At 61.7% G+C, this 22,625-nt stretch carries 19 protein-coding genes; 7 read left to right on the top strand and 12 right to left on the bottom strand.

Going from position 1 to position 22,625, the window contains the following annotated elements; genetic code table 11:
* Positions 1-3: 3 nt before the first annotated feature.
* The gene (locus F4X08_09125) at positions 4-1,188 is read left to right on the top strand and encodes a CoA transferase (GenBank protein ID MYD25960.1); all 1,185 of its coding nucleotides are present in this window, start codon (positions 4-6) and stop codon (positions 1,186-1,188) included.
* 94 nt (positions 1,189-1,282) lie between these two features.
* On the opposite strand, the gene F4X08_09120 is transcribed toward F4X08_09125, so the two are convergent.
* From F4X08_09120 to ilvB, 5 genes are all read right to left on the bottom strand, one after another.
* The gene (locus F4X08_09120) at positions 1,283-2,335 is read right to left on the bottom strand and encodes a 3-isopropylmalate dehydrogenase (GenBank protein MYD25959.1); all 1,053 of its coding nucleotides are present in this window, start codon (positions 2,333-2,335) and stop codon (positions 1,283-1,285) included.
* Positions 2,336-2,369: 34 nt separating this feature from the next.
* Positions 2,370-3,896 (bottom strand): 2-isopropylmalate synthase, encoded by a 1,527-nt coding sequence (locus F4X08_09115; protein MYD25958.1) that lies wholly within the window; start codon positions 3,894-3,896, stop codon positions 2,370-2,372.
* A gap of 84 nt (positions 3,897-3,980) precedes the next feature.
* A complete protein-coding gene (ilvC, locus tag F4X08_09110) occupies positions 3,981-4,976 on the bottom strand; it encodes a ketol-acid reductoisomerase (GenBank protein ID MYD25957.1) in 996 nt (331 codons plus the stop codon).
* 81 nt (positions 4,977-5,057) lie between these two features.
* Entirely contained in the window at positions 5,058-5,618 is a 561-nt protein-coding gene (gene ilvN / locus F4X08_09105) for an acetolactate synthase small subunit (GenBank protein MYD25956.1), read from the bottom strand.
* A gap of 11 nt (positions 5,619-5,629) precedes the next feature.
* On the bottom strand, positions 5,630-7,369 hold the full coding sequence (ilvB, locus tag F4X08_09100) for a biosynthetic-type acetolactate synthase large subunit (protein MYD25955.1): 1,740 nt from the start codon (positions 7,367-7,369) through the stop codon (positions 5,630-5,632).
* Positions 7,370-7,689: 320 nt separating this feature from the next.
* Between ilvB and F4X08_09095 the strand changes: the two genes are divergently transcribed.
* Positions 7,690-8,361 (top strand): tetratricopeptide repeat protein, encoded by a 672-nt coding sequence (locus tag F4X08_09095; GenBank protein MYD25954.1) that lies wholly within the window; start codon positions 7,690-7,692, stop codon positions 8,359-8,361.
* A 97-nt stretch (positions 8,362-8,458) separates the two neighbouring features.
* Entirely contained in the window at positions 8,459-9,598 is a 1,140-nt protein-coding gene (locus F4X08_09090; GenBank protein ID MYD25953.1) for an alanine--glyoxylate aminotransferase family protein, read from the top strand.
* 105 nt (positions 9,599-9,703) lie between these two features.
* Here the strand turns inward: F4X08_09090 and F4X08_09085 are convergent, their stop codons facing one another.
* The 4 genes from F4X08_09085 to F4X08_09070 all read right to left on the bottom strand — a co-directional run bounded on the left by F4X08_09085 (position 9,704) and on the right by F4X08_09070 (position 13,541).
* Complete coding sequence (locus tag F4X08_09085) at positions 9,704-11,188, bottom strand: DUF4097 family beta strand repeat protein (GenBank protein MYD25952.1); 1,485 nt, start codon at positions 11,186-11,188, stop codon at positions 9,704-9,706.
* 30 nt (positions 11,189-11,218) lie between these two features.
* A complete protein-coding gene (locus F4X08_09080) occupies positions 11,219-12,292 on the bottom strand; it encodes a hypothetical protein (protein MYD25951.1) in 1,074 nt (357 codons plus the stop codon).
* Positions 12,211-12,813 carry an RNA polymerase sigma factor gene (locus tag F4X08_09075; protein MYD25950.1) on the bottom strand — a complete coding sequence of 201 codons (603 nt, stop codon included), beginning with the start codon at positions 12,811-12,813 and terminating at the stop codon, positions 12,211-12,213. The genes F4X08_09080 and F4X08_09075 overlap by 82 nt, the downstream gene beginning before the upstream one ends.
* 533 nt (positions 12,814-13,346) lie before the next feature.
* Positions 13,347-13,541 (bottom strand): twin-arginine translocase TatA/TatE family subunit, encoded by a 195-nt coding sequence (locus F4X08_09070; GenBank protein MYD25949.1) that lies wholly within the window; start codon positions 13,539-13,541, stop codon positions 13,347-13,349.
* A 251-nt stretch (positions 13,542-13,792) separates the two neighbouring features.
* Here F4X08_09070 and F4X08_09065 point away from each other — a divergent pair, with 251 nt between their 5' ends.
* From F4X08_09065 to F4X08_09050, 4 genes are read left to right on the top strand one after another with little or no spacing between them, the layout of a single operon-like run.
* On the top strand, positions 13,793-13,975 hold the full coding sequence (locus F4X08_09065) for a SelT/SelW/SelH family protein (protein MYD25948.1): 183 nt from the start codon (positions 13,793-13,795) through the stop codon (positions 13,973-13,975).
* Positions 13,976-14,009: 34 nt separating this feature from the next.
* Positions 14,010-14,351 carry an STAS domain-containing protein gene (locus F4X08_09060; GenBank protein ID MYD25947.1) on the top strand — a complete coding sequence of 114 codons (342 nt, stop codon included), beginning with the start codon at positions 14,010-14,012 and terminating at the stop codon, positions 14,349-14,351.
* Positions 14,352-14,377: 26 nt separating this feature from the next.
* Positions 14,378-16,882 (top strand): hypothetical protein, encoded by a 2,505-nt coding sequence (locus tag F4X08_09055; protein ID MYD25946.1) that lies wholly within the window; start codon positions 14,378-14,380, stop codon positions 16,880-16,882.
* Between the two features lie 9 nt (positions 16,883-16,891).
* Positions 16,892-18,472, top strand: a complete 1,581-nt coding sequence (locus F4X08_09050; protein MYD25945.1) for a BCCT family transporter — start codon at positions 16,892-16,894, stop codon at positions 18,470-18,472.
* A 95-nt stretch (positions 18,473-18,567) separates the two neighbouring features.
* Here the strand turns inward: F4X08_09050 and F4X08_09045 are convergent, their stop codons facing one another.
* The 3 genes from F4X08_09045 to F4X08_09035 all read right to left on the bottom strand — a co-directional run bounded on the left by F4X08_09045 (position 18,568) and on the right by F4X08_09035 (position 22,607).
* Positions 18,568-21,282: a TonB-dependent receptor plug domain-containing protein gene (locus F4X08_09045; protein MYD25944.1), complete on the bottom strand. Its 2,715-nt coding sequence runs from the start codon at positions 21,280-21,282 to the stop codon at positions 18,568-18,570.
* 51 nt (positions 21,283-21,333) lie between these two features.
* Entirely contained in the window at positions 21,334-21,534 is a 201-nt protein-coding gene (locus F4X08_09040) for a hypothetical protein (GenBank protein ID MYD25943.1), read from the bottom strand.
* Between the two features lie 176 nt (positions 21,535-21,710).
* The gene (locus F4X08_09035; GenBank protein ID MYD25942.1) at positions 21,711-22,607 is read right to left on the bottom strand and encodes a class I SAM-dependent methyltransferase; all 897 of its coding nucleotides are present in this window, start codon (positions 22,605-22,607) and stop codon (positions 21,711-21,713) included.
* Positions 22,608-22,625: the final 18 nt, after the last annotated feature.

Raw genomic sequence — 22,625 nt, 5'->3', positions numbered from 1 at the left:
GCCATGGGCGCTCTCAAAGACATTCGCGTCATCGACCTGACCCGGGTGCTCGCGGGTCCCTTCACGACCATGACCCTGGGCGACCTGGGCGCCGAGATCATCAAGGTCGAGCCCTTCGGCGGGGACGAGGCGCGGGGATTCGGTCCGTTCAAAGCGGGCGTGAGCGGCTACTTCGAGAATGTCAACCGGGGCAAGCGGAGCATCGCGATCGATCTGAAGCATCCCGACGGCCGCGCACTGCTCCTCGAACTGATCGGGAAGTCGGACGTCCTGGTGGAGAATTTCAGGCCGGGCGTGATGAAGAAACTCGGTCTGGACTACGAAACGTTGCAGACACGGTTCCCCGGATTGATCTACGCGGCCTGTTCCGGGTTCGGGCAGACCGGGCCCTACGCCCGGCGCGGGGCCTACGACATGATCATCCAGGGCATGGGCGGCATCGTCAGCATTACCGGTGAACCGGACCGTCCGCCCGTCCGGGTGGGCGTGTCCATCGGGGATATTGCGGCCGCGCTCTACTCGTGCATCGGCATTCTCACGGCGCTGTTTACCCGGACGCAGACGGGGCGGGGGCAGATGGTGGACATCGGCATGATGGACTGCCAGATCGCCCTGCTCGAGAACGCCATCGCCCGGTACGACATGACAGGCAGTGTACCGGAACCGCTCGGGGCCCGTCATCCGTCCATCACGCCCTTCCAGGCCGTCGAGACGCGGGACGGCTGGATCATGATCGCGGCGGGTAACAACGTCCTCTGGAACCGACTATGCGAAGTCATGGGGCGGGAGGACCTGGCAGGCGACGATCGGTTCAGGGACAACAACCTGCGCACCGAGAACCACGGCGAGCTGCACGAGATATTGACCGGTGTGTTCAGGGAAAGTACTTCGGAAGACTGGCTGCGGCGTCTCGACTCGGCCGAGATCCCCTGCGGTCCCATACAGAACGTGAAGCAGGTCGTGGAAGATCCCCAGATTCTGGCCCGCGAAATGATCGTGAAGATCCTGCATCCCATCGCCGGCCCCTTGCGCGTGGCCGGATCGCCCCTCAAGCTGTCGGAAACCCCACCGGAAGTCACCCGCCACGCCCCCGCCCTGGGGGAACACACCGACCCGATTCTTCAGACGCTGCTCGATGCGTCGGCAGATGATTTGGTACGGTGGCGCGAGGCCGGCGTGATCAAATAAAAAGCCCTCCGGGGGACCGTCCGGCCGCCAGAGGGCTTGTTATTCATACCGTCTTATACTGCTCGTTCAAAGATACCTGCTCAGCCCAATGCCCTCAGCCCAACGCCCCGGCCACGAGGTCGCCGACTTCGCTGGTGCCGTACCCCATCCGGCCGGCGTCCATGCTCTTCATCTTGGTACTTACCACTTCGATAATGGCCCGTTCCACGGCGTCGGCGGCCTGCTCTTCGCCGAGCTGCGCCAGCATCATCTGGCAGGAGGCGATGGCCGCGATGGGATTGATGACGTTCTGGTCCGTGTATTTAGGCGCCGAACCGCCAATGGGCTCGAACATGGCGGTGCCTTCGGGATTGATGTTGCCCCCCGCGGCGATGCCCATGCCGCCCTGGATAATGGCGCCAAGGTCCGTGATGATATCGCCGAACATGTTGGTCGTGACGATAACGTCGAACCACTCGGGGTTCTTAACCATCCACATGCAGGTTGCGTCCACGTGGGCGTAGTCGGCCGTGATGCCCGGATATTCCTCGGCGACTTCGTAGAACACCCGCTCCCAGAGGTCGTGGGCGAAGGTCAGCACGTTGGTCTTGGCGCAGAGGGTCACCTTGTTCTGCTTGTTTCGTGCCTTCGCAGTTTCGAAAGCGTAGCGGACGCACCGCTCCACGCCCTTGCGGGTATTGATGGACTCCTGTACCGCAACCTCGTCCGGTGTGCCCTTCTTGTACACGCCGCCGGCGCCGACGTACAGGTCTTCGGTGTTCTCCCGGACCACGACGAAGTCCACGTCCTCGGGGCCCTTGTCCTTGAGCGGGCATTCGACGCCCGGGTACAGTTTGACCGGGCGCAGGTTGATATAGAGGTCCAGCTCGAACCGGATCGTCAGGAGGATGCCCTTTTCAAGGAGGCCGGGCGGGCAGTCCGGATGTCCGATGGCGCCGAGGTAGATGGCGTCGTAGTCGCCCAGCTCCTGCAGGCCCTCCCGGGGCAGGATCTCTCCCGTCCTCAGGTATCTCTCGCCGCCGAAATCGTATTCCGTGAGTTCATAGTCGAATGAGAACTTCTTCGAGGCCGCGTTGAGCACTTTCAGCCCCTCACGCACGACCTCCGGGCCGGTCCCGTCGCCCGGAATGACCGCGATATTGTACAAGTGTTCCTCCTGCGTATATGAAATGTGGGGTGGATTATTCGACGATCAGCCCGCCGTGCCGCGCAACGAGTTGATTGAGGGAATGCAGGTAGGCCTGGATGCTGGCTTTCACGACGTCGGTATCGGAGGCATGGCTGTTGAAGGACTGGTCGTGGAATCCGACGCTGACCTGGACGTGGTGAGCGCCTTCGCGGCCGTTCGACGAGGTCTGGATATCCTTCACGTAGGTGGGCAGCTTGGTGATCCGGTCGACGGCGTTCAGCGCGGCGAGAATCTGGTTGTCGCCCACGCCCGCCTCTTCAATCGTCTCGCCGCTGACGTGAAGGCGTACGCTCGCATCGGCCTGGCCGGAGTGCGAGGAGGTCACCCTGAAATCTTCCAGCAGGTACTGTTCGGGCACTTCCACCGGGGAGTCGGATACGATCCGGTGGAGGTCTTCGTCCGCCACTTCCTTCTGCCGGTCCGCCACGTTCAGGAAGCGCACGTGTACCTTTTCGAATTCTTCTTTCCGGGTTTCGTCGTACGTGTAGCCCAGCAGCTCGAGCCGGTGCCGCAACGCGTGCCGTCCGGATCGTGCCGTCAGCACGATGTCGCTCTTCTCGATGCCCACGTCCGACGGGCTCATGATTTCGTAGTTCTCCCGGTGCTTCAGGAAGCCGTCCTGGTGAATGCCCGAAGAATGGGCGAAGGCGTTGCTGCCCACGATGGCCTTGTTGCGCTGCACGGGCATGTGCATCAGGTCTCTCACCAGCAGGCTCGTGGAATAGATCTGGGTGGTCTCGATGTCGGTGCGCGCGTCGTAGAAATCCCCGCGCATCTTGACCGCCATGACGATCTCTTCCAGGGAGGCGTTGCCCGCCCGTTCGCCCACGCCGTTTACCGTGCATTCAACCTGGGTCGCACCCGCTTTGATGGCCGCCAGGGAATTGGCCGTCGCCATGCCCAGGTCGTTGTGGCAGTGCACGCTGACCTTGGCCTTTTCGATGTTCGGCACGGTGGCGATGAGCCGGGAGATCAGGTTGCCCCACTGTTCCGGGACGGCGTAGCCCACCGTATCGGGGATGTTCACCACGGTGGCGCCGGCGTCGATGACGGCCTCGACGGTCTCGCACAGGTAGTCGAAATCGCTCCGGGAGGCGTCCTCCGTCGAATACTCGATGTCCTCGCAAAGTTCCTTCGCGAAGAGGACGGCCTGCACGCCCATGTCCATGATCTGCTGGCGGGACTTGCGGAACTTGTGCTTCAGGTGGGTGTCGGACGTGCCCAGGACGATGTGGATCCGGGGCCTTTTCGCGGGTTTGACGGCCTCGGCCACGGCCACGATGTCCGATTCCACGGCCCTTGCGAGGGCCGTAATCACGGGGCCTTCGACCTGCTCGGCGATGTTCTTGACCGCGGCGAAGTCGCCGGGCGAGGACGCGGCGAACCCCGCTTCGATCACGTCGACGCCGAGTTCGGCAAGCTGGTGCGCGACCTGGATCTTCTCGTCCCGGTTCAGCGAGGCGCCGGGGACCTGCTCCCCGTCACGCAACGTGGTGTCGAAGATATCCACTTTTCGCATCGCCGCGTGCTCCTGTAGACTACCGAATTACGCCGACCGTATGCCGACTGGGCGTTCCGACGCCGACCGGGTGGTCGGGACGCTTTACTTCTTCTCTTCGATCCAGCTCATCATGCTGCGCAACTGCCGGCCGACTTCCACGATCTTCTTTTCCGATGCATTGCGTCTGAGCGCGTTCATGACGGGCGCGTTGGCCTGGTTCTCGAGCATCCACTCGCGGGCGAAGGCGCCGGACTGGATTTCGCCGAGAATGCGCTTCATTTCGGCGCGGGTCTCCTCGTTGACGATCCGGGGGCCGCGGGTCAGGTCGCCGAATTCGGCCGTGTTACTGACGGAATAACGCATGCCTTCGATGCCGCCTTCGTACATGAGGTCCACGATGAGCTTCAGTTCGTGCAGGCACTCGAAGTAGGCGACCTCGGGCTGGTACCCCGCCTCGACCAGCGTCTCGAAACCGGCCATGACGAGTTCGGAAGTGCCGCCGCACAGGACGGACTGTTCGCCGAAGAGATCGGTCTCTGTTTCTTCGCGGAAGGTCGTCTCGATGACACCGCCCCGGGTGCCGCCGATGCCCTTGGCATAGGCCAGGCCGATGTCCCGGGCGCGGCCCGTGTGGTCCTGGTGGACCGCCAGCAGGCAGGGCACGCCGCCGCCTTCCTCGAAGACCCGGCGCACGAGGTGGCCCGGTCCCTTGGGCGCGACCATGAAGACGTCCACGTTTTCGGGCGGGACGACCTGGTTGAAATGGATGTTGAACCCGTGGGCGAAGGCCAGGGCGTTGCCCTCCGCCAGGTTCGGCGCAACGAAGTCATTGAAAAGACGGGACTGAAGCTCGTCGTTGACCAGCATCATGATAATGTCGGCCTCGGCGGCCGCCTGCTCCACGGTACGGGGCTCGAATCCGTCCTCAACGGCCTGGTCCCACGAGCCGCCCTTCCGCAATCCCACGATGACGTCCAGTCCGGAATCGCGCAGGGAAAGGGCGTGGGCGTGTCCCTGGCTGCCGTAACCGACAACCGCGATGGTCTTGCCGACCAGTATGCCCAGGTCGGCGTCCTGATCGTAATACAGTCGAGCCATTGGTTCTCCTTCATGCCGTTCCGGCGTTCGGGCCGTTCCGGCGGTAATCTTGTCGCGTACCGTACCTGCGGCCATGCTTGGTCAGGCCAGATCGGCGGTGATCTGCTTGCGTTCCCGCTCCCAGACGGGCTGCGGGGCTTCCGGTGACGGGGTGTCCTTGCTGGTCGATTCGCGGGCCAGCGCCACCCGGCCGGTCCGGGCGATCTCCCGCACGCCGAAGGGCCGCACCATGGTGATGATGGCGTCGATCTTGTCCTCGTTGCCCGTGGCTTCCAGCATGATCGTCTTCTGGTTGATGTCGACGATCTTCGCCTTGAAGATATCGGCGATCTGCACGAGTTCCTGCCGCGTGGCCTGGCTGGCGTTCACCTTGATGAGGGCGAGTTCGCGGTTGATGAAGTTCTCCCCGGTGAGATCAACGACCCGGATCACGTCCACCAGGCGGTTCAACTGCTTGATGATCTGTTCGATGATCATCTCGTCGCCCTGCGTGACGATGGTCATGCGCGCCGTGCCGGGTTCTGCGGCTTCGCCGACGGCGATGCTGTCGATGTTGAAACCCCGGCCGCTGAACAGCCCGGAAATGCGGGCCAGGACCCCGAACCGGTTCTCGACCACCATGGATATGGTATGGCGTGCCATGGTTCAATCCTCTATTCTTCGATCATTTCGTGGGATGCCGCACCCGCGGGGATCATGGGATACACGTTGCCTTCTTCGGCGATCACCATGTCGAGCATCACGGGACGGTCCTTGACCTTGCAGGCCTCGAGCCAGGCGCCTTCCACGTCTTCATCCTTGAAGACCCGGATTCCCACGGCGCCGTAGGCTTCCGCCAGCTTCACGAAGTCCGGGTTGGAGTCACGCAGGTCCACCTCTGAATAACGTTGCGCGTAGAACAGCTCCTGCCACTGGCGCACCATGCCGAGGTAGCCGTTGTTCAGCAGCACGATCTTGATGGGCAGGCCGCAGGCCACAGCCGTGGCCATTTCCTGGATGTTCATCTGGATGCTGCCGTCGCCCGAAAATACGATGACGTCGCGGTCGGGAAAGGCGAACTGGGCGCCGATCGCCGCGGGCAGTCCGAAGCCCATGGTGCCAAGCCCGCCGGAAGTGATCATCGACCGGGGGTTCGAGAAGCCGTACCACTGGGCCGCCCACATCTGGTGCTGGCCGACGTCGGTGACCACGTAAGCCTCGCCCTTCGTGAGCTGCCCGATCCGCTCGATGGCGTACTGGGCACACAGTGGAAACTGATCCGTATCCTTCTCGACAGTCTCCCGGTCTACACCCTCCAGGCCTTCCTCGTGGAGTCCGATCGTGTTGGCGTAGGTCAGCGGGTGGTCGCGTTTCCATTCATCGATCTGCTGGAGCCACTCCTCCGTATCGGCCCGTTCCACCAGGGGAACCAACTGCTGCAGCACCTGCTTCACGTCGCCCACGATGGGAAGGTCCACCCGCACGTTCTTGTTGAGGGACGACGGATCGATGTCGATGTGGATCTTCTTCGAATTGGGCGAAAACTCCTCCAGCTTGCCGGTCACCCGGTCGTCGAAGCGGGCGCCTATGCAGACCAGCAGGTCGCACATCATCACGGCCGTGTTCGCATACCAGGTGCCGTGCATGCCGAGCATCTTGAGCGAAAGGGGATCGTTCTCCGGGTAGGCGCCGAGTCCCATCAGTGTGGTCGTCACCGGTGCGTTGAGCTTGCGGGCCAGCGTGCGGATTTCCTCCGACGCCTCGGAGATGATCGCGCCGCCGCCCACATAGATCACCGGCTTCCTGGCCGAGGTGAGCATCTCCGCCGCCTTGCGGATCTGCTTCGGATGCCCCTCGGTCCGAGGCTTGTATCCGCGGATGTCCGGCCGTTCCGGGTAAGAGAACTCCGCTTCCCCGATCTGGACGTCCTTGGGCACGTCGATCAGGACGGGTCCGGGCCGGCCGGTCGTCGCGATGTGGAACGCCTCGGCGAAAACCTGTGCGATGTCTTCGGTTTCCTTGATCAGGAAATTGTGTTTCGTGATCGGCCGGGTGATGCCCACTGTGTCCGACTCCTGGAAGGCGTCGTTCCCGATCAGGTGCACCGGTACCTGGCCCGTGATCACGATCATCGGGATCGAATCCATGTACGCGGTCGCGATGCCGGTCACCGTATTGGTGGCGCCCGGACCGGAGGAGACGAGGACCACGCCGGGCTTTCCGGTTGCCCGCGCATAGCCGTCGGCCATGTGGGTCGCACCCTGCTCGTGGCGTACGAGGATGTGCCTCAGGTCGGTGGTGCGCTGAATGACGTCATAAGTCGGGATCACCACGCCGCCGGGATACCCGAAGACGATATCGACTCCCTCTTTCTTCAGACACTCTATGACTATTTCAGCACCCGACAGTTTCATCGACCGTCTCCTTATAAAAAGAGATATCCCGCGCAGGACGTGATCTACCGTTCACGAAACCGGCTGGATTTCGTCATGTTCAAAACCCAACTTGTGCCTCGTAAAATACGCCAAGAGCGCCTGTTGTCAAGTTAAAACTCCATAGAAACCCCTTGACGAAAAGCCCCGATTCCCTTATATGTTCTAGGCTTTGCACCGGGGTCGGAATCCCTGTTGATTCGACGTTTTGACCCGGTGCGGAATAAGACGTAAAGCCAGTACGATTACACCGGATTTCAACCGGCAGTTTTGCACAACCCATATCCTGGAGGACCGGGGCAATGGCAAGAACGAGACGGCGCATCAGCCGTCGTGAGATGAAAGAAGACCGTTTCATTCTCTGGCTGTACGAGATGAGCAGCGAGATCGACAGGCACTGGAAGTCGCTCACCGCGGCCGCCGTCCTGGTGATCGCGTGCGTGGCCGGCTGGTATTACTGGACCAATAAGCAGACCGATGACCTGGTGCAGGCGGGCCAGGTATTCGCGCCGGGTCAGACGGCGATGCAGGACAGCCGCTATGAAGATGCCATTCCAATATTCGAGCGGGTCGTGACCGAATACGGCGGTACTTCAGTGGCCCTCGAGGCGACGATCGAGCTGGCCAATGCCTGTTTTCAGACCGGCGATTTCGAAAAGGCGCGCACCTACTACCAGACCTACCTGGACGAATACGGCAGTCGGGACGCGCATTTCTGGCTGGCCGCCCGCTCGGGACTGGCCGCTTGCGACGAAGAGGAAGAGAAGTACGAAGAGGCGGCCAACCAGTATCTCGCCCTGGCGGACGAAGATCCGGAGAGTTATCTCGCCCCCGGTTTTCTCCTGGATGCCGCGCGATGTTTCGGGGCCGCCGACCAGAAGGAACAGGCACGGGCCCTGTACGACCGGGTGGTTGAGAACTACGAATCGACGCCCTATGCCCGGGATGCCCGGATCGCGCTGACCGCGCTCTAGCCTTTTGAAGTCGGAAGCTCACCCGGTCCGGCTCCTGTGCTCACCCATACCGGCTCCTGTGCTCACCTTGCGTTGACCGCGCGCCAACGGAGATCGCGTGAAGGTTACCAACTTTGCCCCCGGACCCACGCCGGTTCCCGACCGGGTCGTCCGGAAGATGTCGGCACCGATCCTCACCCACCGTTCCACCGAATTCAGCGATCTGCTAAGGCAAGTCGCCTCGGGGCTGCAGCACGTTTTCCAGACCGAGAACGATGTCCTCGTGCTCACGGCCTCGGGCAGCGGCGCCATGGAGGCCGCGGTCGTCAACCTGCTTTCGCCGGGAGACCGGGTGCTGGCGATCAGCGGCGGCAAATTCGGCGGCAGGTGGGTCGAACTGTGTGCGATCTACGGCATCGACGCCGTGACGCTCGATGTGGAGTGGGGGACCGCCGCGGATCCCGACAAGGTCGACCGTATCCTGGGTGAACAGGGACCCTTTGAAGCGGTGTTGGCCACCCACAGCGAGACGTCGACGGGCGTGCTCCACGATATCGAGACCCTGGGCAGGATCGTCCGCGGTCACGGCTGCTACCTGGTCGTGGATGCCATCAGCGGCCTGGGCGCCAATGAGCTAAGGACAGACGACTGGCACGTCGACATCGCCCTCACCGGTTCGCAGAAGGCGCTCATGATCCCGCCCGGTCTGGCCTTCATCAGCGTCAGCGAGCGGGCGTGGCAGCGTATCGAAGAAAGCCGCCAGCCATCCTACTATCTGAACCTGAATCGAGCCCGGGATTCATTCACGAAGGGGCTTACGCCCTATACGCCGGCCGTGTCGCTGCTCATGGGACTGGCCGAGTCGCTGGAGATGATGAAGGAACTCGGTCTGGAGGAAATCTACCGGATTCACGAGCGAAACGCCCTGGTGACCCGCGCGGGAGTTGCGGCCCTCGGCCTGAATCTCTTCGCGCGCAGGCCGTCCAACGTGCTGACTTCGGTCGTCATGCCGCCCGGTATCGACGGCTCCGATATGCTGAAGTCGATCAAGCAGGAGTGCGGCGTGACCATCGCCAACGGGATGGATCACTACAGGGGCAAGTACATACGCATCGCCCACCTGGGCTACAACGTGGCCCCTTCGGACATGATCGTCGCCCTTTCGGCGCTCGAGCACGGCCTGAGCCAACACGGGTATGAGTTCGAGTCCGGCGCAGGCGTCTCCGCGGCGGAGCGGGTGATTCGGGAGACGGCGTGAGCGGGCAGGACGCCGGTTCGGTGAGTGGACTGGTCGCCGGGTGCTCAGTTCAGCGGGCAGGCCGCCTTCGGCAGACGCTGCGACCTTTAATCAGTTCGCGCATCTTTACTTATCCAGTTCGCGAATCTCAATGTTGCTGTCGCTGGTCTCCAGCCAGATCCTGGCGCCGCCGCCGTTGAGCATATACGTAGCGCTTATCTCTCGTTCTTCCTCGTCTTCCTCGTAGCGCTCCGCTTCGAAATCGGACCGGATCTTGTATCGCCAGGTGGCTCTGGCGTTGTTCCGTACCTCGATCATCTTTTTCCGCGTTTCGACCGACTTCTTCTGTGCTGCCTGCAAATCCCGTTGTGCTGCCTGCAAATCTCGTTGTAACTCTTGCAGGAGCCGTTGCGCCTCTTCAGCCGACAACTGTACCGCCTCGTTCATGCTTTGCGTCAGCTTTTCGATGATCTCCTGCAACTTTTCTTCGTCGATCTCCGTAACCGACTGATCCATGTTAATTGTCGGTATCTCGGGGATTTCGATGATTATCTGGTCGGCCCCACCTCCAGGAGGAGGGTTCATTTGAAACACTCCACCAAATCTCGATCTCTTATCCACGCGAATCCGCGCTTCGATGGTCGCTTTCGCTTCCGGATCCACGTAGAGTACGATGTCGCCACCGGCCGAAATAAGCGAGCTGCCCTTGGAACCCTCCGGCGTGATTTCAGCCAGGATCTCGCCACCCGCGGTTTTTGCGTCGATCGACCCCGTTACGTTCAGGAGCTCCAGTTCGCCCCCGGCGGTTTTCACCTGCAATTCCCCCTTGGCGTTACGCAGTTCAATGTCGCCGCCGGACGTAGTGATACGGGCGTCCTGCAGAAGTTCGCCAATCTCGATATCGCCTCCGGATGTCCTGATCCGGGATTCTCCGCCTACGTACTCGATGGTGATGTCCCCGCCGGAAGTCTGGGCTTCCAGTTCATTGCCTACGTGCCCGATCCGGATGTCGCCGCCGGAGGTCTGGACGTCCAGGTCGGCCGAGGCCTTCTCGACCCGGATGTCACCGCCAGACGTCTGCAGGTGAACGTCGCCGCCAACCGTGCCCACCCGGATGTCTCCGCCGGACGTGGTCAGCTCCACGTCACCGCCGATATCCCGGAGCGTTACGTCGCCGCCTGAAGTATGGCTTCTCACGTCTCCGCCCAGGTTGCCCACGACTTCGATATCGCCGCCGCCGGTGCGCAGGTCCAGGTCGAAATCCGATGGCAGATCGATCTTGAAACGCAGGCCCCTTCTACGATTCATCGACCACCCTCTGGGGTCGTAATCGACGCGCAGTATGCCCCCTTCGTAGCGTATTCTCAGATCATCCGCGCCGCTCGCCGGGACGCCTTGAACGTTCACGACCGCTTCGTTTTTGCTCCACGTGGAGATCGTGATATCGCCCGCCCGGGTGTTCAGGTCGAGCCGTCCGTCCCTTTCCACCTGGAAAGTCTCCGTCCGGTTCCCCGTAGCCCGGTTCTGATCCTCGGCGAGGGCCAGGGCTTGCTGCGCCAGGGCTTGCTGCGCAAACAACAATACGCCGAACGTACATATCCATAATTTCATGATCGAAACTCCTCGGTCGGCCGCGTCCCGTTACGGCGCGGACAGATTACTCAGCACGGTCCTTGCCTTCGTGCGGATGTAAGCGTTTTCGTCGAGAACCATCCTGGTCCTGAGTACGCTTTCCCACTGCTTGTCGAATGAGGCCGGCACCTGGTCCTGCAGCCGGTTGATCGCGTTTATTCTGAGGGCCGGGTTTTCGTCAAATACCAGCGTGTGAATCATGGCGTCCCTGATTTCCTCGTCGAAGGGATACCGGGACAGCGCGTTGAACGCCTCGCCGCGGACCCCGGCATTCGAGTCGGTTTTCAAGGCCGTGACCAGGGCGTCTCTGATCTCGAGATCCGAATGAAGGCGTTCGGATGCGCTCACGGCGTTCACCGCCCGAAGCCTGACCCCGGGGTTCTGCTCATTCAGGACGGCAAAGGTGAGTACGCGCTGTATCTCCGGATCGTCGACCGGTCCCATGATCTGTACGGGACGGACGGCTTCGAACCGGATTCCCAGCGTGCCGTCGGACATGTCCGAATCCACGAACCGGACATTGGATATGGCCACGTCGTCGTTGTTCAGCAGGTCCATCTGGCCCATACCCGCGGCCGCGAATCCGAGCGTCCGGTCGCCCTGGAAGGCCAGGTAATAACCGGCTGCCAGGCCGATACACAGCAGCAGTGCGCCTCCGAGAACCGTTCTGTATTGTGGGAAAACGCTGATCGTAAGTCCTTGCAGGCCATGCACAAAACGATTCATCCACTCTCCGGGAAACCGGTGTTCCTGACGGCCTGCAGAAATGTTGGACCACAGGTTGCCGCGGGCATCGAGCAAGTCGGTTTCTCCAGGCTTTGCCGGTGCGGCCTGCTCCATGACCACCCGGAATTGATCCAGTTGCGCCCGGTATGCCTGGCATCGATCGCACGATTCAAGATGGGCGTCCAGTCGCTGCTGATCCGCATCCGACAGTTCACCGTACTGGGCAAGTTCCAGCCATTCCTCCCACTTCGCGTGAGATCGGTCCGTATCCTTATTCATATTCGTATGTCCTCGAGTTGAATGCGCAGCCTTCGCGTGGCGTCGAAGAGGTATTTCTTCACGGTGCCTTCGGCGCATTCCATGATGCCTGCGATTTCCCTCAGTTTGAATCCTTCGTGGTGACGCAGCACGAACACGGTCCGCAGCCGGGGAGAAAGGGTGTCGACGGCGGCACGTATCCGTGAGGCGATTTCGTGGTTGATGACGGCCGCGTCCGGCCGGTCGGGGGATAAGAGGGTTACCCCGCGTTTCGTCGAGTCCGGGTCTTCTCCCAGCTCGTCTTCAATCGGTACGAAGCTTCTTTTTCCGCTTCGCGCCCGGTGTGAAAGACAGGCATTGGTGACGATCCGGTACAAGTAGGTCGAAAACCGGCTGCGAAACTCGAATTTCGGCAAGGCTTTATATACCCGCATGAAGACTTCCTGGTAAATGTCCTTGGCATCGTCCATGTCACCCACGAAGGACAGGGCCATGGACAGCACTTTCTCGTCGTATCGGTAGACCAGTTCCTCCAATGCCCTTGCGTCGCCGCCCCTTGCCTTGAGAATCAACCTGCGATCCTCCAGGTCCGCGCGATCCCTTGCCGAATCGATCTTCATGTTTTCTTCCTGATGATCCGGTGCGATTCGGCCGTCGAGTTTGAGGGCAGTTTCCACGTTGTTACCTGACGTCGAGTGCCGTATGCGGGCGCCATCTGTTGTATGAGACCGGCTATGGTCCGGATTGGTTGTATGCGAATGTGTTTTTTATTGGGTAACCGCGGTTATGCGCGGTCGAGCGTGCGCAGTCGAGCGTGCGAAGTATATTCCGTTGAACTCAGTGCGCATTCAGCCACTGCGATATACAGCTTATTATGAATATAACGTACAGGAACGAGGAAAGTCGCAGGAATTACGGATCGGGCATACGGCGGGAATGGCGGAGTAGTGCGAGGGATTTCCGGCTGGTTGGCGTCTGTCGACATGCCGTAATACGCTGCCAAGACCAGCGGCAGGCGTCCCGGCACACCGTAGGGCGAACCAAGGGCGAACCAGGACACTGAAAGACGGCCTGTCGATCCAACTGCCCGTACCGCTCAAAATAGGTGCCTCGGTACGCATCCGGAAAAACCGTTGCGCGCCGCTACAGGCGTTCAGCCGTCCTTCGTGGCGGACGTGCCGGAGGTACCCTGTTTCTCTTCGGAGGGCTCTTTGTTCTGTGCTTTCTTGAACTCGGTGATCCCCTGGCCCAGACCCTTGGCCAGTTCGGGAAGCTTCTTCGCACCGAAAAGGATCATGACGATGACAAGAATGATAATCAGTTCGGTCGTGCCGAAACTACCTAGCATGTAAATCACCTCCTCGCATTGAGAATACCCTTATTGACCCATCTTGTCAAGCGCGAATGAATAGACCCGGACCATGCCGGACCCCGGCGTCACTGTTCAGAATCCTTGCCATGTCGTCTATCCCATGTTTATATAGTTTCTGACGTTTGCAGTCGATCCGGCTGCCGGCCGCACCTGCGTTCAAGGAGGACACGGTGATCGTACGTATCGTTTACTGCGCTGATTGAAGCTACGAACAAGACGCCGCCGGGCTGGCGGTAAAACTGCTGGAGTACTACAAACACGATATCGAACAGCTGCAACTCGTGCCGTCCGGAGGAGGCAAGTTCGAAGTCACTGTGGATGATTCGCTGATCTTCTCCAAGCTGGCGAACGACCGGTTTCCGGAATACGCGGAGGTCAAGGACGCCATCGAGGCATCGATCGCGGGCTGACGCGCATTCATCCGCAACGAGGATTAAGGTTGGTATGAACATCTACGTTTCGCTGGAAGACGAGATCGCCGTGCTTCGCATCGAGGGCAGGTTGTGGGAGGAAGGGGACAGCGTCGAGCTGGACCGGATGATCGACGATACCCTTGCCCGGGGCGGCACGCGGTTCGTTGCCGATCTGACCGGCGTGCCCATCATGAACAGTTCCGGACTGGGTTCGCTGATCGCGGCCATGAAGAAAATACGATCCAGGGACGGGGAGATGGTGCTCACGGGCGTCAACGACCGCCTGGATCAACTGTTCCGGATCACCCGGCTGTATACGGTCTTCAAGACGTATGACGATGTGGACGCCGCCGTGGAAAACATGCTCGCCTGACGATCCACCTGGAGCACGAGGCCGTCATGCCGGACTACCAGCCCCTGGACCTCACCCCGAGCTACAACGCGAACCGCGGCGTTTACGACGCCATTGCAGACCCTCCGCTGGGATCGCAGACGTTTTACGGCCTGCCCTTTCAAATCGGCGACGGCACCGGAAAATCCGACTGCTTCATCGGATTCGGGTCCGAGGTGGGCTGTCCGTCCGAGCCCGTCGAGATTCCGGTCGGCCGGGCCGCGGTCAACGTGGTTTTCGCCCACGCGGTGATCCGTTCGGAGATCGAGGCGGGAGGGCCGATCGCCCTTCCCGTGGCCACGTACCGGTTCGTGTGCGACGACGGACGGGCCGAGTCCGTAACGATCCGTGAACGATTCGAGATCGGCTACATGCCCCTTCCCTGGGGGCAATATCCCTTTCTCTGCGTCCCAGACGAGAAGCCGTCGACCTACAACCGGTCGGGCGGCGACTGGAGCGATGCGGGCCGCCGGCAGACGGAGGCCGAACAGGGATGGCCGCGCGGTTACTATCTCTGGGCCTGGCGCAATCCACATCCCGATCGTGTAATCCGTTCGATTGAGATCACGCCGCAGGGCCCGCCCTTCGTCGTGGCCGCCGTTACGCTCGGCCATGTGGACGAAGATCCCATCTGTCGCTGGGCCGCCCGGGACGTCGAAATCGAACTCAGGAACCATGAAGACGCCGAAAAACCCTTCAACCTCGAAGTCGAGGTCGACCGGGGCTACGCGACCTACGCCTATCCGCTGCCCGAAGAAGTCGACCAGGCCTTCCTGACCGACACGCACCGCGGCTGGGGACAGGCGGACACCAAACGCCCCAGTCCCGCCCACGTGGGCGTGGCCGGCACCCCGTCGGCCACCGTGACCGTAAAACAGGACGGGAAGGCGGTCGGTTCGGCCAACTGGGGCGAGCTGGAAGCCAAAGAGGTCGTCGAGACCTCCTCGGTCCGGTTCGAGGTCATCGATACGGGCCGGAACTGGGTACACACCACGGTGCTGGATGACGAGACGGGCAAGCCGGTCCCGTGCCGCGTCCATTTCCGGTCGGCCCGCGGCGTGCCCTACGCGCCGCACGGCCACCATGCCCACGTGAACTCGAACCTGGATACCTGGCACGTGGACGTAGGCGGCGACGTGCGCCTGGGCCAGATGTCCTACGCCTACATCGACGGCAAATGCCAGGGCTGGCTACCCCGGGGCGAGGTGCACGTGGACGTGGCACGGGGGTTCGAGTACGAGCCGATTCGCGAGCGCGTTCACATCGAGCCCGGGCAGCGCGAACTGACGCTGCGGCTCAAACGGTGGTCCGATCTGAACGCGGAACGGTACTTCAGCGGCGACACCCATGTGCATTTCCTCTCCACCCAGGGCGCGCAGCTCGAAGCCCAGGGGGAAGACCTGAACGTGGTCAACCTGCTGCTCTCCCAGTGGGGAGGCCTTTTCACGAACACCGAGGAATTTACGGGATCGGCGAACGTGGCGCACGACGGAGACACGATCGTGTATGCCTCGCAGGAGAACCGGCAGCACATCCTGGGCCACCTGTCGCTCCTGGGTCTCAAAGAACCGGTCATGCCCTGGTGTTCGGACGGACCCGGCGAGGCGGAACTGGGAGGCAACCTGGAAACGACCCTGTCGTACTGGGCCGACGCCTGCCACGCCCAGGGCGGGACGGTCGTGATCCCCCATATCCCCAATCCCAACTGCGAACCGGCGGTCCTGATCGCCACGGAACGCGCCGACGCCGTGGAGATGCTGGTGCACAGCGAGTACAACCACCTCGAGTATTACCGGTACCTGAATTGCGGGTACAAGCTGCCCCTCGCGGGCGGAACGGACAAGATGTCCAGCGATGTGCCGGTGGGGATCTACCGGACCTACGCCTACATCCCGCCGGACGAGCCCTTTACCTACGACAACTGGTGCAAGGCGCTGCGCGGCGGGAACACCTTCCTGAGCGCCGGACCCATCATCCGTTTGACAGTGAACGGCCAGGCCATCGGCGACACGGTGAATCTGCCCGGCAACGGCGGGACGGTGGAAATCGAGGCGTCGGCGGATTCGACGTTGCCGATCCATACGCTGGAAATTGTGCAGCAGGGCCGGGTGGTCGCCTCTGCGGAAGAACACAAGGGCACCCGCCGGCTGTCGCTCAAGACCAGTCTGAAAATCGAAGGGCACACCTGGCTGGCGGCGCGGTGCGCCGGGCCGAACTACACCAGCATTCCGCACCACGACGGCTGGCGCCGGGGCATCATGGCCCATACGTCGCCGGTTTATGTGGCCTGCGGCGGCCCCTACTGGCTGTTCGACCTGGAAAACGCCCAGTACATGCTGAGCCTGATCGAGGGCGGCCTGTCCTACATCAAGCGCCGCAGCTGGCAGCACAAGCCGGGCACGACCACCCACCATCACGGTGGCGACGACCATGAGGCCTTCCTCGAAGCGCCCTACGTACAGGCGCGTGAAGCCATCCACCGGCGCATGCACGAGCTGAACATCCCGCACTGAGCGTACATTATGCAAGGACCTCGCGTCGACCGGGTCATATTCTGGGTCGCGTTGCCGCTGATCGCAGGCGTGTCGGTACCCCTCGTGCTGTTCCCCGTCGAAGGAGAAGCCCTGCTGAGCGCGGCCTTCGGCTGGCTGACCCGGGTCCTGGGATGGGCCTACCTCTGGTTCACCATCGCTGCCTTCGCGCTCCTCGTCTACTATGCCCTCGGCAAGTACGGAAACGTGCGGTTCGGCGGACCCGACGCCAAACCGGAGTTCTCCCTGATCAGCTGGATCGCCATGATCTTCTGCGCCGGCATCGGCGCCAGTGTACTCTACTGGGGCACCATCGAGTGGGCGTATTACTACATGAACCCGCCCTTCGGTCTCGAACCCCGGTCCGCCGAGGCCACGGAGTGGGCGGCGACCTACGGACTCTTCCACTGGGGATTCACGGCGTGGGCGATCTACTGCATCCCCACCCTGCCCCTCGCCTACCTTTTCTGGAACCGGCGGCGTCCGGTCCTGCGCATGTCGGCGGCCTGCGAAGGCGTGATCGGCGCGGAGGCGGCCCGGAGACTTCCGGGCAAGTTCATCGACATGCTGTTCATGTTCGGCCTGCTCGGCGGAGTCGGGACCTCCATCGGGCTCAGCACGCCCATGATTTCGGCGGGACTGTCGGAGATGCTGGGCGTCGCCAGGGGATACTGGCTGGACGCCTCGGTGGTGATTACGCTGGGAGTGATCTTCGGCGTGAGCGTCTACACCGGGTTGCAGCGCGGAATCCGCATGCTGAGCCGATTCAACCTCTGGCTCACCATCGGCCTGCTCGCCTTCGTCTTCCTGGCGGGGCCGACGCTGTTCATCATCGACACGATTACCAACAGCATCGGCCTGCTGGTGCAGAACTTCGTCAAGATGAGCCTGTACCTGGATCCGGTTGGAAAGTGGGGTTCGCTCATATCGGCAACGGAGGAAGGGAGTCCGGTCCCACAGGCTACCTTCCCGGAGCAGTGGACCGTTTTCTACTGGGCGTGGTGGATCGCCTTCGCGCCGTTCATGGGGCTGTTCGTCGCCCGCATCTCCCGGGGCCGTACGATCCGCGAGCTGATCGGCGCCGAGATCATCGGCGGCGCGATGGGTTGCTGGCTGTTCTTCGCGGTCCTCGGCAATACGAGCCTGTTCTTCCAGCTGGAGGGCTCGCAGGACCTCACCGGCCTGGTTGCCCGCAACATGACGCCGGAAGCGATCATTGCCACGGTGGTCGCCGTGGGTGACCGGGTGATTCCCTTTGCCATACCGCTTCTGCTGGTGTTCGTGACCCTGGCGATCATCTTCGCCGCCACCACACTGGATTCCGCTTCCTACATCCTGGCGTCGGTGGCGACCCGTGAACAGGCCGAAGTGCGGGAACCCGCGCGCTGGCACCGCTGTTTCTGGGCGGTCGTGCTCAGTTCCGTGGCGCTGTCGCTGATGTTCGTGGGGGGGACGGAAAGCCTGCGGGCGGTCCAGTCGGCTTCTCTGATCGTCGCGCTTCCGCTCATCGCCGTGCTGGTCCTGATGACCCTGTCCTTCATCCGGTGGCTTAAGCAGGATCACGGCTCCTGAACGAAAAATGGGCGAGCCTGTGACGGCCCGCCCACCTGACTTCTGACGATTTGAATTCCGCGAAAGATCGAGCTCCCGCGCACGACGTTGCACGCCTACCTGAAACTGTACGTCACACCCAGCTTGATCCGCCTGCCCTTGGGATCATGAGTCAGCGCGTCGAAGGCCAGTTCCTGGTTCACGTAGGGCGGCGCCGCGCCGGTCAGGTTGAACAACGACAGCGTGGCGACCACGCCGGTATCGGGAATCCGCCACTGGAAGTTCATGTCGAAAGTCAGGAACGGATCGATCTGGGTCCAGTCTTCGCCCGAGGGCCCTGTATCGAACCAATAGTCTCCATTCTCGTACGAAGAGATGTAATGAGTCCTGGCGATGGCGCTGTAGTCGCTCCAGTGGTATCCGACGGTCGCGTTCAGCCGCAGCGGAGGTAATGGCGGCGCCAGGGGATTGGTCAGGTTGAGAAATCCGACGGCCTCGTTTTCGGCGACAATCTCCACGCCGTTGTGCATGAGCGGCTCTATGGTATAGTCCAGGGTATAACTGCCGTCCAGATGGGCGTCGACTGCGCCACTGCCTACCACATGGCGTCCACCGATATGCCAGTCGATTCCGGAAGTCTTGAGCCCGGGCCAGTTGATGTGGTTGATCCTGATCCGTTCCATGTCGCCCGGGGCGCAGCTTCCGTCGTTCCGGTTGCCGGGACAGTAGATCCGGTCCTGCACCGCGGCACGGGTCGACGGGTCCACATAGGCCGCGGCCAGCGCGGAGTGGGGAATGACGCCGATGGGATTGTTGAAATCGAAATTCCAGTAGTCCACCGTCACTTCGAAACCGGTATCGTTTTCGATGATGACGCCCAGGTTGTAGGTGAGCGCTTCTTCAGGTTCAAGATCTTCGACGCCGCGGTTTTCGATGGCCTTCCAGGCGCCCGTCGGTCCGACGTAATCCGTGTAGATGACGACATCCGTGTTCAGGTCATCAACCGACGGCGTTCGGAAAGTAGTCTGCACCGTCCCTCGCAGGGCCAGGAAATCATTGACCTGCGCCCGCAGTGAGATCTTCGGGTCCAGGCTGTTCGCGAATCCGTAGTCCTCGAAATGCAATGCGGCCTGACTGTCCAGCCAGTCGTTGGGCTTAAGCGCCAGTTCGGCGAAAACGGCGTGGGTCGTCTGGTTGGCTTCATAGGGATGGATCCCGGACGTAAAGGTGAAAGAACCGGTCTGGATTGCGCAGCTTCTGTCCCCCGGTATGCGGCAGGGATTCTGAGAGAGGTCGCCGGGCGCATTGGGTACGGCGGAGACATCGACACGGCGCAGCTGATACCCCGTGGCGTAGCTGGCGACGCCTTCCTTGATCACGCCGTTCAGTATGGCTTCCATCGACAGCAGGCTGGCCTCGCTGGTCGTGGCGACCCTTTCGTTGATCCAGTCGATCAGCTCTGCGCTGTGCGCCAGGTCTGCCCGGTAATTCGGATTGGCGCTGTCGGTGTAAGGAGCGTCGGGTTGCGCCGAAAACTGGATACCGTTGCTGAATGGGTTGAAGTAGGAGCAATTCCCGGTTCCGGGAGTGACGCCGCTGGGGATCGGCCCGAGGGCGAGGCCGGAGGGCGCGCTCGGGTCCGGTATGACCCCGACACCGCAGTTCGGTCCGCCGAACCCGCGGAAAGCCAGGAATTTCCGATACGCGTATTCCGCTGGCTGGCGCACCGTGCCTTTTGTGTCGGAATACGAAATACCCAGGTCGTAGCTCAAACTGGACTCGCCGATCGGACCCGTGAGGGAGCCTGCCAGGCGGCGGGTGCGCGACTCCCTGCTCTGGACGCGTCCTGGACCGGCGTTTCCTACCAGGCGGCCGAAGAAGTACCAGGGCTGGTCGCCGGTCAGGTCCAGCGTGACCCCGTCTGAATTCGTATAGGTTGGGTTCTGCTCAACGAAGGCAACGCGTCCGGGATGGTCCGCGCCCACCTGCTGTACGCCGTCGTAAAAGGCGATGGGAGGAAAGGAAGGCGTGGTTTCCCATTCGGGTACCCGGGCGTCGTGGTAGAGCGCTTCCAGGTGATAGTCCGTCTCGCCGAACGAGCCGTTCAATTCGGCGAATCCCCGGGTGTGTTGGAGTTTTTCAATGATGCTGTCCCAGGGCTGATAGCGGAACCGGCACGTGCTGGCGCCTACCTGGTACCCGCCCAGACCTGTACAACCTGGATCCACGAATCGAGGCTCCCCGGACAGGATGCTTTCATCCGTCTGCAGTCCGTCGGGTATGATGAACGCGCCGGGATTGCCGTACCAGGACCAGCCCCATCCGTAGTTCGGAAAGGGACGCAGCGCCCAGTCCCGCTCTTCGGCGCGCAGGTTGCCGCGGCGCTTGTGTTCCAGGGAGATTACCAGGTTGGAATCGCCGACTTTACCGCCCCAGATCCCGCCCAGCATGGCGTCTCCGGCCGCGTCGAAATGGTCGTAGGACACATCCAGTTCAAACCCCTCGAAACTGCCGCGCGTGATGAAGTTTGCGACGCCTGCGATCGCATCCGATCCGTAGACGGCCCCTGCGCCTTCCTTGAGGATATCCATCCGTTCGATGGAGATGGACGGGAAGGCGTTCACGTCGACGAACCGGCCCCCCACGAGCCGGCCGGGCACGTAGGTCTGCCGCCGGCCGTTGATCAGCACCAGGCTGCGCGAGGCGCCGAGGCCGCGGAGGTTGATGTTCGCCACGGTCTCCGGGATATCTCCCGACTGCGCGTTGTACCAGCTGTTGGCCTCGCCGATGACGCCACTGCTCGCACTCAGGTTCTTGAAAAGGTCGACCATGGACGGCGATCCCTGTTCGGCCAGCGACGCACGGTCGATGCGGGCAACGGCTTAGGGGAGTTCGATCGGGGATTCCCGGACCGCCGTTCCGGTAACGACAATCGCTTCCGCCTCCAGCACGGGCAGCAGGAAGAGGGAATCCGGCAACGCGTCTTCCTGTTGATCGGCAAGCGCGGCGGAGCCGGGCATCCCGGCCACGCAGAGCCAGCCAAACACCATCAGGGCGAACGAACGTCTGTTCGATGTGTACATGAGAGGCCGCCTATATCTATGAGTTTTTTGTGAATTTTGGTATTTCAAGCGTACGGGAATTGGGCAGAAAGTATATGTAAAAAACTCCGTTATGTCAAGGTATTTACGGATTTATACATACGTTTACGAAATATCACAATACACGGAGTAAATACTTAAATCCGTTAATGGTCCGGTCAACCTCGCCTTCTCAGATGCAGGCACCAGAACAAGGGCGGCAGAGCGTACACGTCGCTGCGCCCCTCCACGTACCGCGTCTGCTGGTCGGCCGGCGAATCGTTGCGGACGACCTCCCATTCGCCACCGTCTTCGAAGTCAGACTCTATGCTGGCCGGGTCGAATGACGTGATCATGGGTTCCCCCAGCTTCCCTACATAGTTCTTCATACTCAGGGCCCGGGGACGTTCGTCCTCCGGAATGCTGTTCGTCTCGGCGAGGTAGTCGAAGACGATCTCCGAACCGGGGCAGGTTATCCCGGCCACTTTATTCAGTGTGTCCTGAATCGCGTCCCGGGTCAGGTAGTACGTCACGCCCAGCCAGTTGAAGAAGGAACGTTTCTCAGGGTCGAATCCATGGTCGGTCAGCCGGTCTGAGAGATCGTCTTTTTCGAAGTCGATGGGGATCAGCCGCAGACTGTCCGGCAACGCCAGCCCGGCGGCCGCGGCCCGTTCCCGTTTCAGGGCGATGGTGGAAGCGAGATCGATTTCGTAGATGGTCACGTCGAGCCGGGGATGACGCAGGGCGAAGGTATCGTAACCGGACCCGAGTATGACGTACTGGCCCACACCGTCTTCGATCGCCGACTGCAGGCAGTCCTCGGTAAAGCGGGCCCTGGTCAGCGGCTGGGTGGTGATCGGCATGAGCCTTCGCAGCACGATTTTGGATACGAAGGCGTCGATCAACCTGTATCCGATGATCCGTTTCCACCGTTTGCTCAGGAACTGGAACGCGAAGGGATCGCGAAAGATGTAGGGCGGGTTGTGCCGGAGGAGGTGCCGGGCGCGGCTTACCGCCACGAGTTCGGCGGTCCGGCTTCCGTGGGTCTGGACCAGGCCCGGGTGCTGATCAGCCATGTCAGGTATCAGTCCGCC

The sequence above is a fragment of the Gemmatimonadota bacterium genome (assembly GCA_009841265.1).
GTDB lineage: Bacteria > JAAXHH01 > JAAXHH01 > JAAXHH01 > JAAXHH01 > JAAXHH01.
This window is presented reverse-complemented; position numbering and strand designations above follow the sequence as displayed.

What these genes read in the sequence shown, in the direction of transcription:
- F4X08_09125 (MYD25960.1), top strand. Translation starts at nt 4, where the DNA reads ATGGGCGCTCTCAAAGACATTCGCGTCATCGACCTGACCCGGGTGCTC.
- F4X08_09115 (MYD25958.1), bottom strand. Translation starts at nt 3,896, where the DNA reads ATGCGAAAAGTGGATATCTTCGACACCACGTTGCGTGACGGGGAGCAG.
- ilvC (MYD25957.1), bottom strand. Translation starts at nt 4,976, where the DNA reads ATGGCTCGACTGTATTACGATCAGGACGCCGACCTGGGCATACTGGTC.
- ilvN (MYD25956.1), bottom strand. Translation starts at nt 5,618, where the DNA reads ATGGCACGCCATACCATATCCATGGTGGTCGAGAACCGGTTCGGGGTC.
- ilvB (MYD25955.1), bottom strand. Translation starts at nt 7,369, where the DNA reads ATGAAACTGTCGGGTGCTGAAATAGTCATAGAGTGTCTGAAGAAAGAG.
- F4X08_09095 (MYD25954.1), top strand. Translation starts at nt 7,690, where the DNA reads ATGGCAAGAACGAGACGGCGCATCAGCCGTCGTGAGATGAAAGAAGAC.
- F4X08_09085 (MYD25952.1), bottom strand. Translation starts at nt 11,188, where the DNA reads ATGAAATTATGGATATGTACGTTCGGCGTATTGTTGTTTGCGCAGCAA.
- F4X08_09080 (MYD25951.1), bottom strand. Translation starts at nt 12,292, where the DNA reads ATGCGCCGAAGGCACCGTGAAGAAATACCTCTTCGACGCCACGCGAAG.
- F4X08_09075 (MYD25950.1), bottom strand. Translation starts at nt 12,813, where the DNA reads ATGAAGATCGATTCGGCAAGGGATCGCGCGGACCTGGAGGATCGCAGG.
- F4X08_09070 (MYD25949.1), bottom strand. Translation starts at nt 13,541, where the DNA reads ATGCTAGGTAGTTTCGGCACGACCGAACTGATTATCATTCTTGTCATC.
- F4X08_09060 (MYD25947.1), top strand. Translation starts at nt 14,010, where the DNA reads ATGAACATCTACGTTTCGCTGGAAGACGAGATCGCCGTGCTTCGCATC.
- F4X08_09055 (MYD25946.1), top strand. Translation starts at nt 14,378, where the DNA reads ATGCCGGACTACCAGCCCCTGGACCTCACCCCGAGCTACAACGCGAAC.
- F4X08_09050 (MYD25945.1), top strand. Translation starts at nt 16,892, where the DNA reads ATGCAAGGACCTCGCGTCGACCGGGTCATATTCTGGGTCGCGTTGCCG.
- F4X08_09045 (MYD25944.1), bottom strand. Translation starts at nt 21,282, where the DNA reads ATGGTCGACCTTTTCAAGAACCTGAGTGCGAGCAGTGGCGTCATCGGC.
- F4X08_09040 (MYD25943.1), bottom strand. Translation starts at nt 21,534, where the DNA reads ATGTACACATCGAACAGACGTTCGTTCGCCCTGATGGTGTTTGGCTGG.
- F4X08_09035 (MYD25942.1), bottom strand. Translation starts at nt 22,607, where the DNA reads ATGGCTGATCAGCACCCGGGCCTGGTCCAGACCCACGGAAGCCGGACC.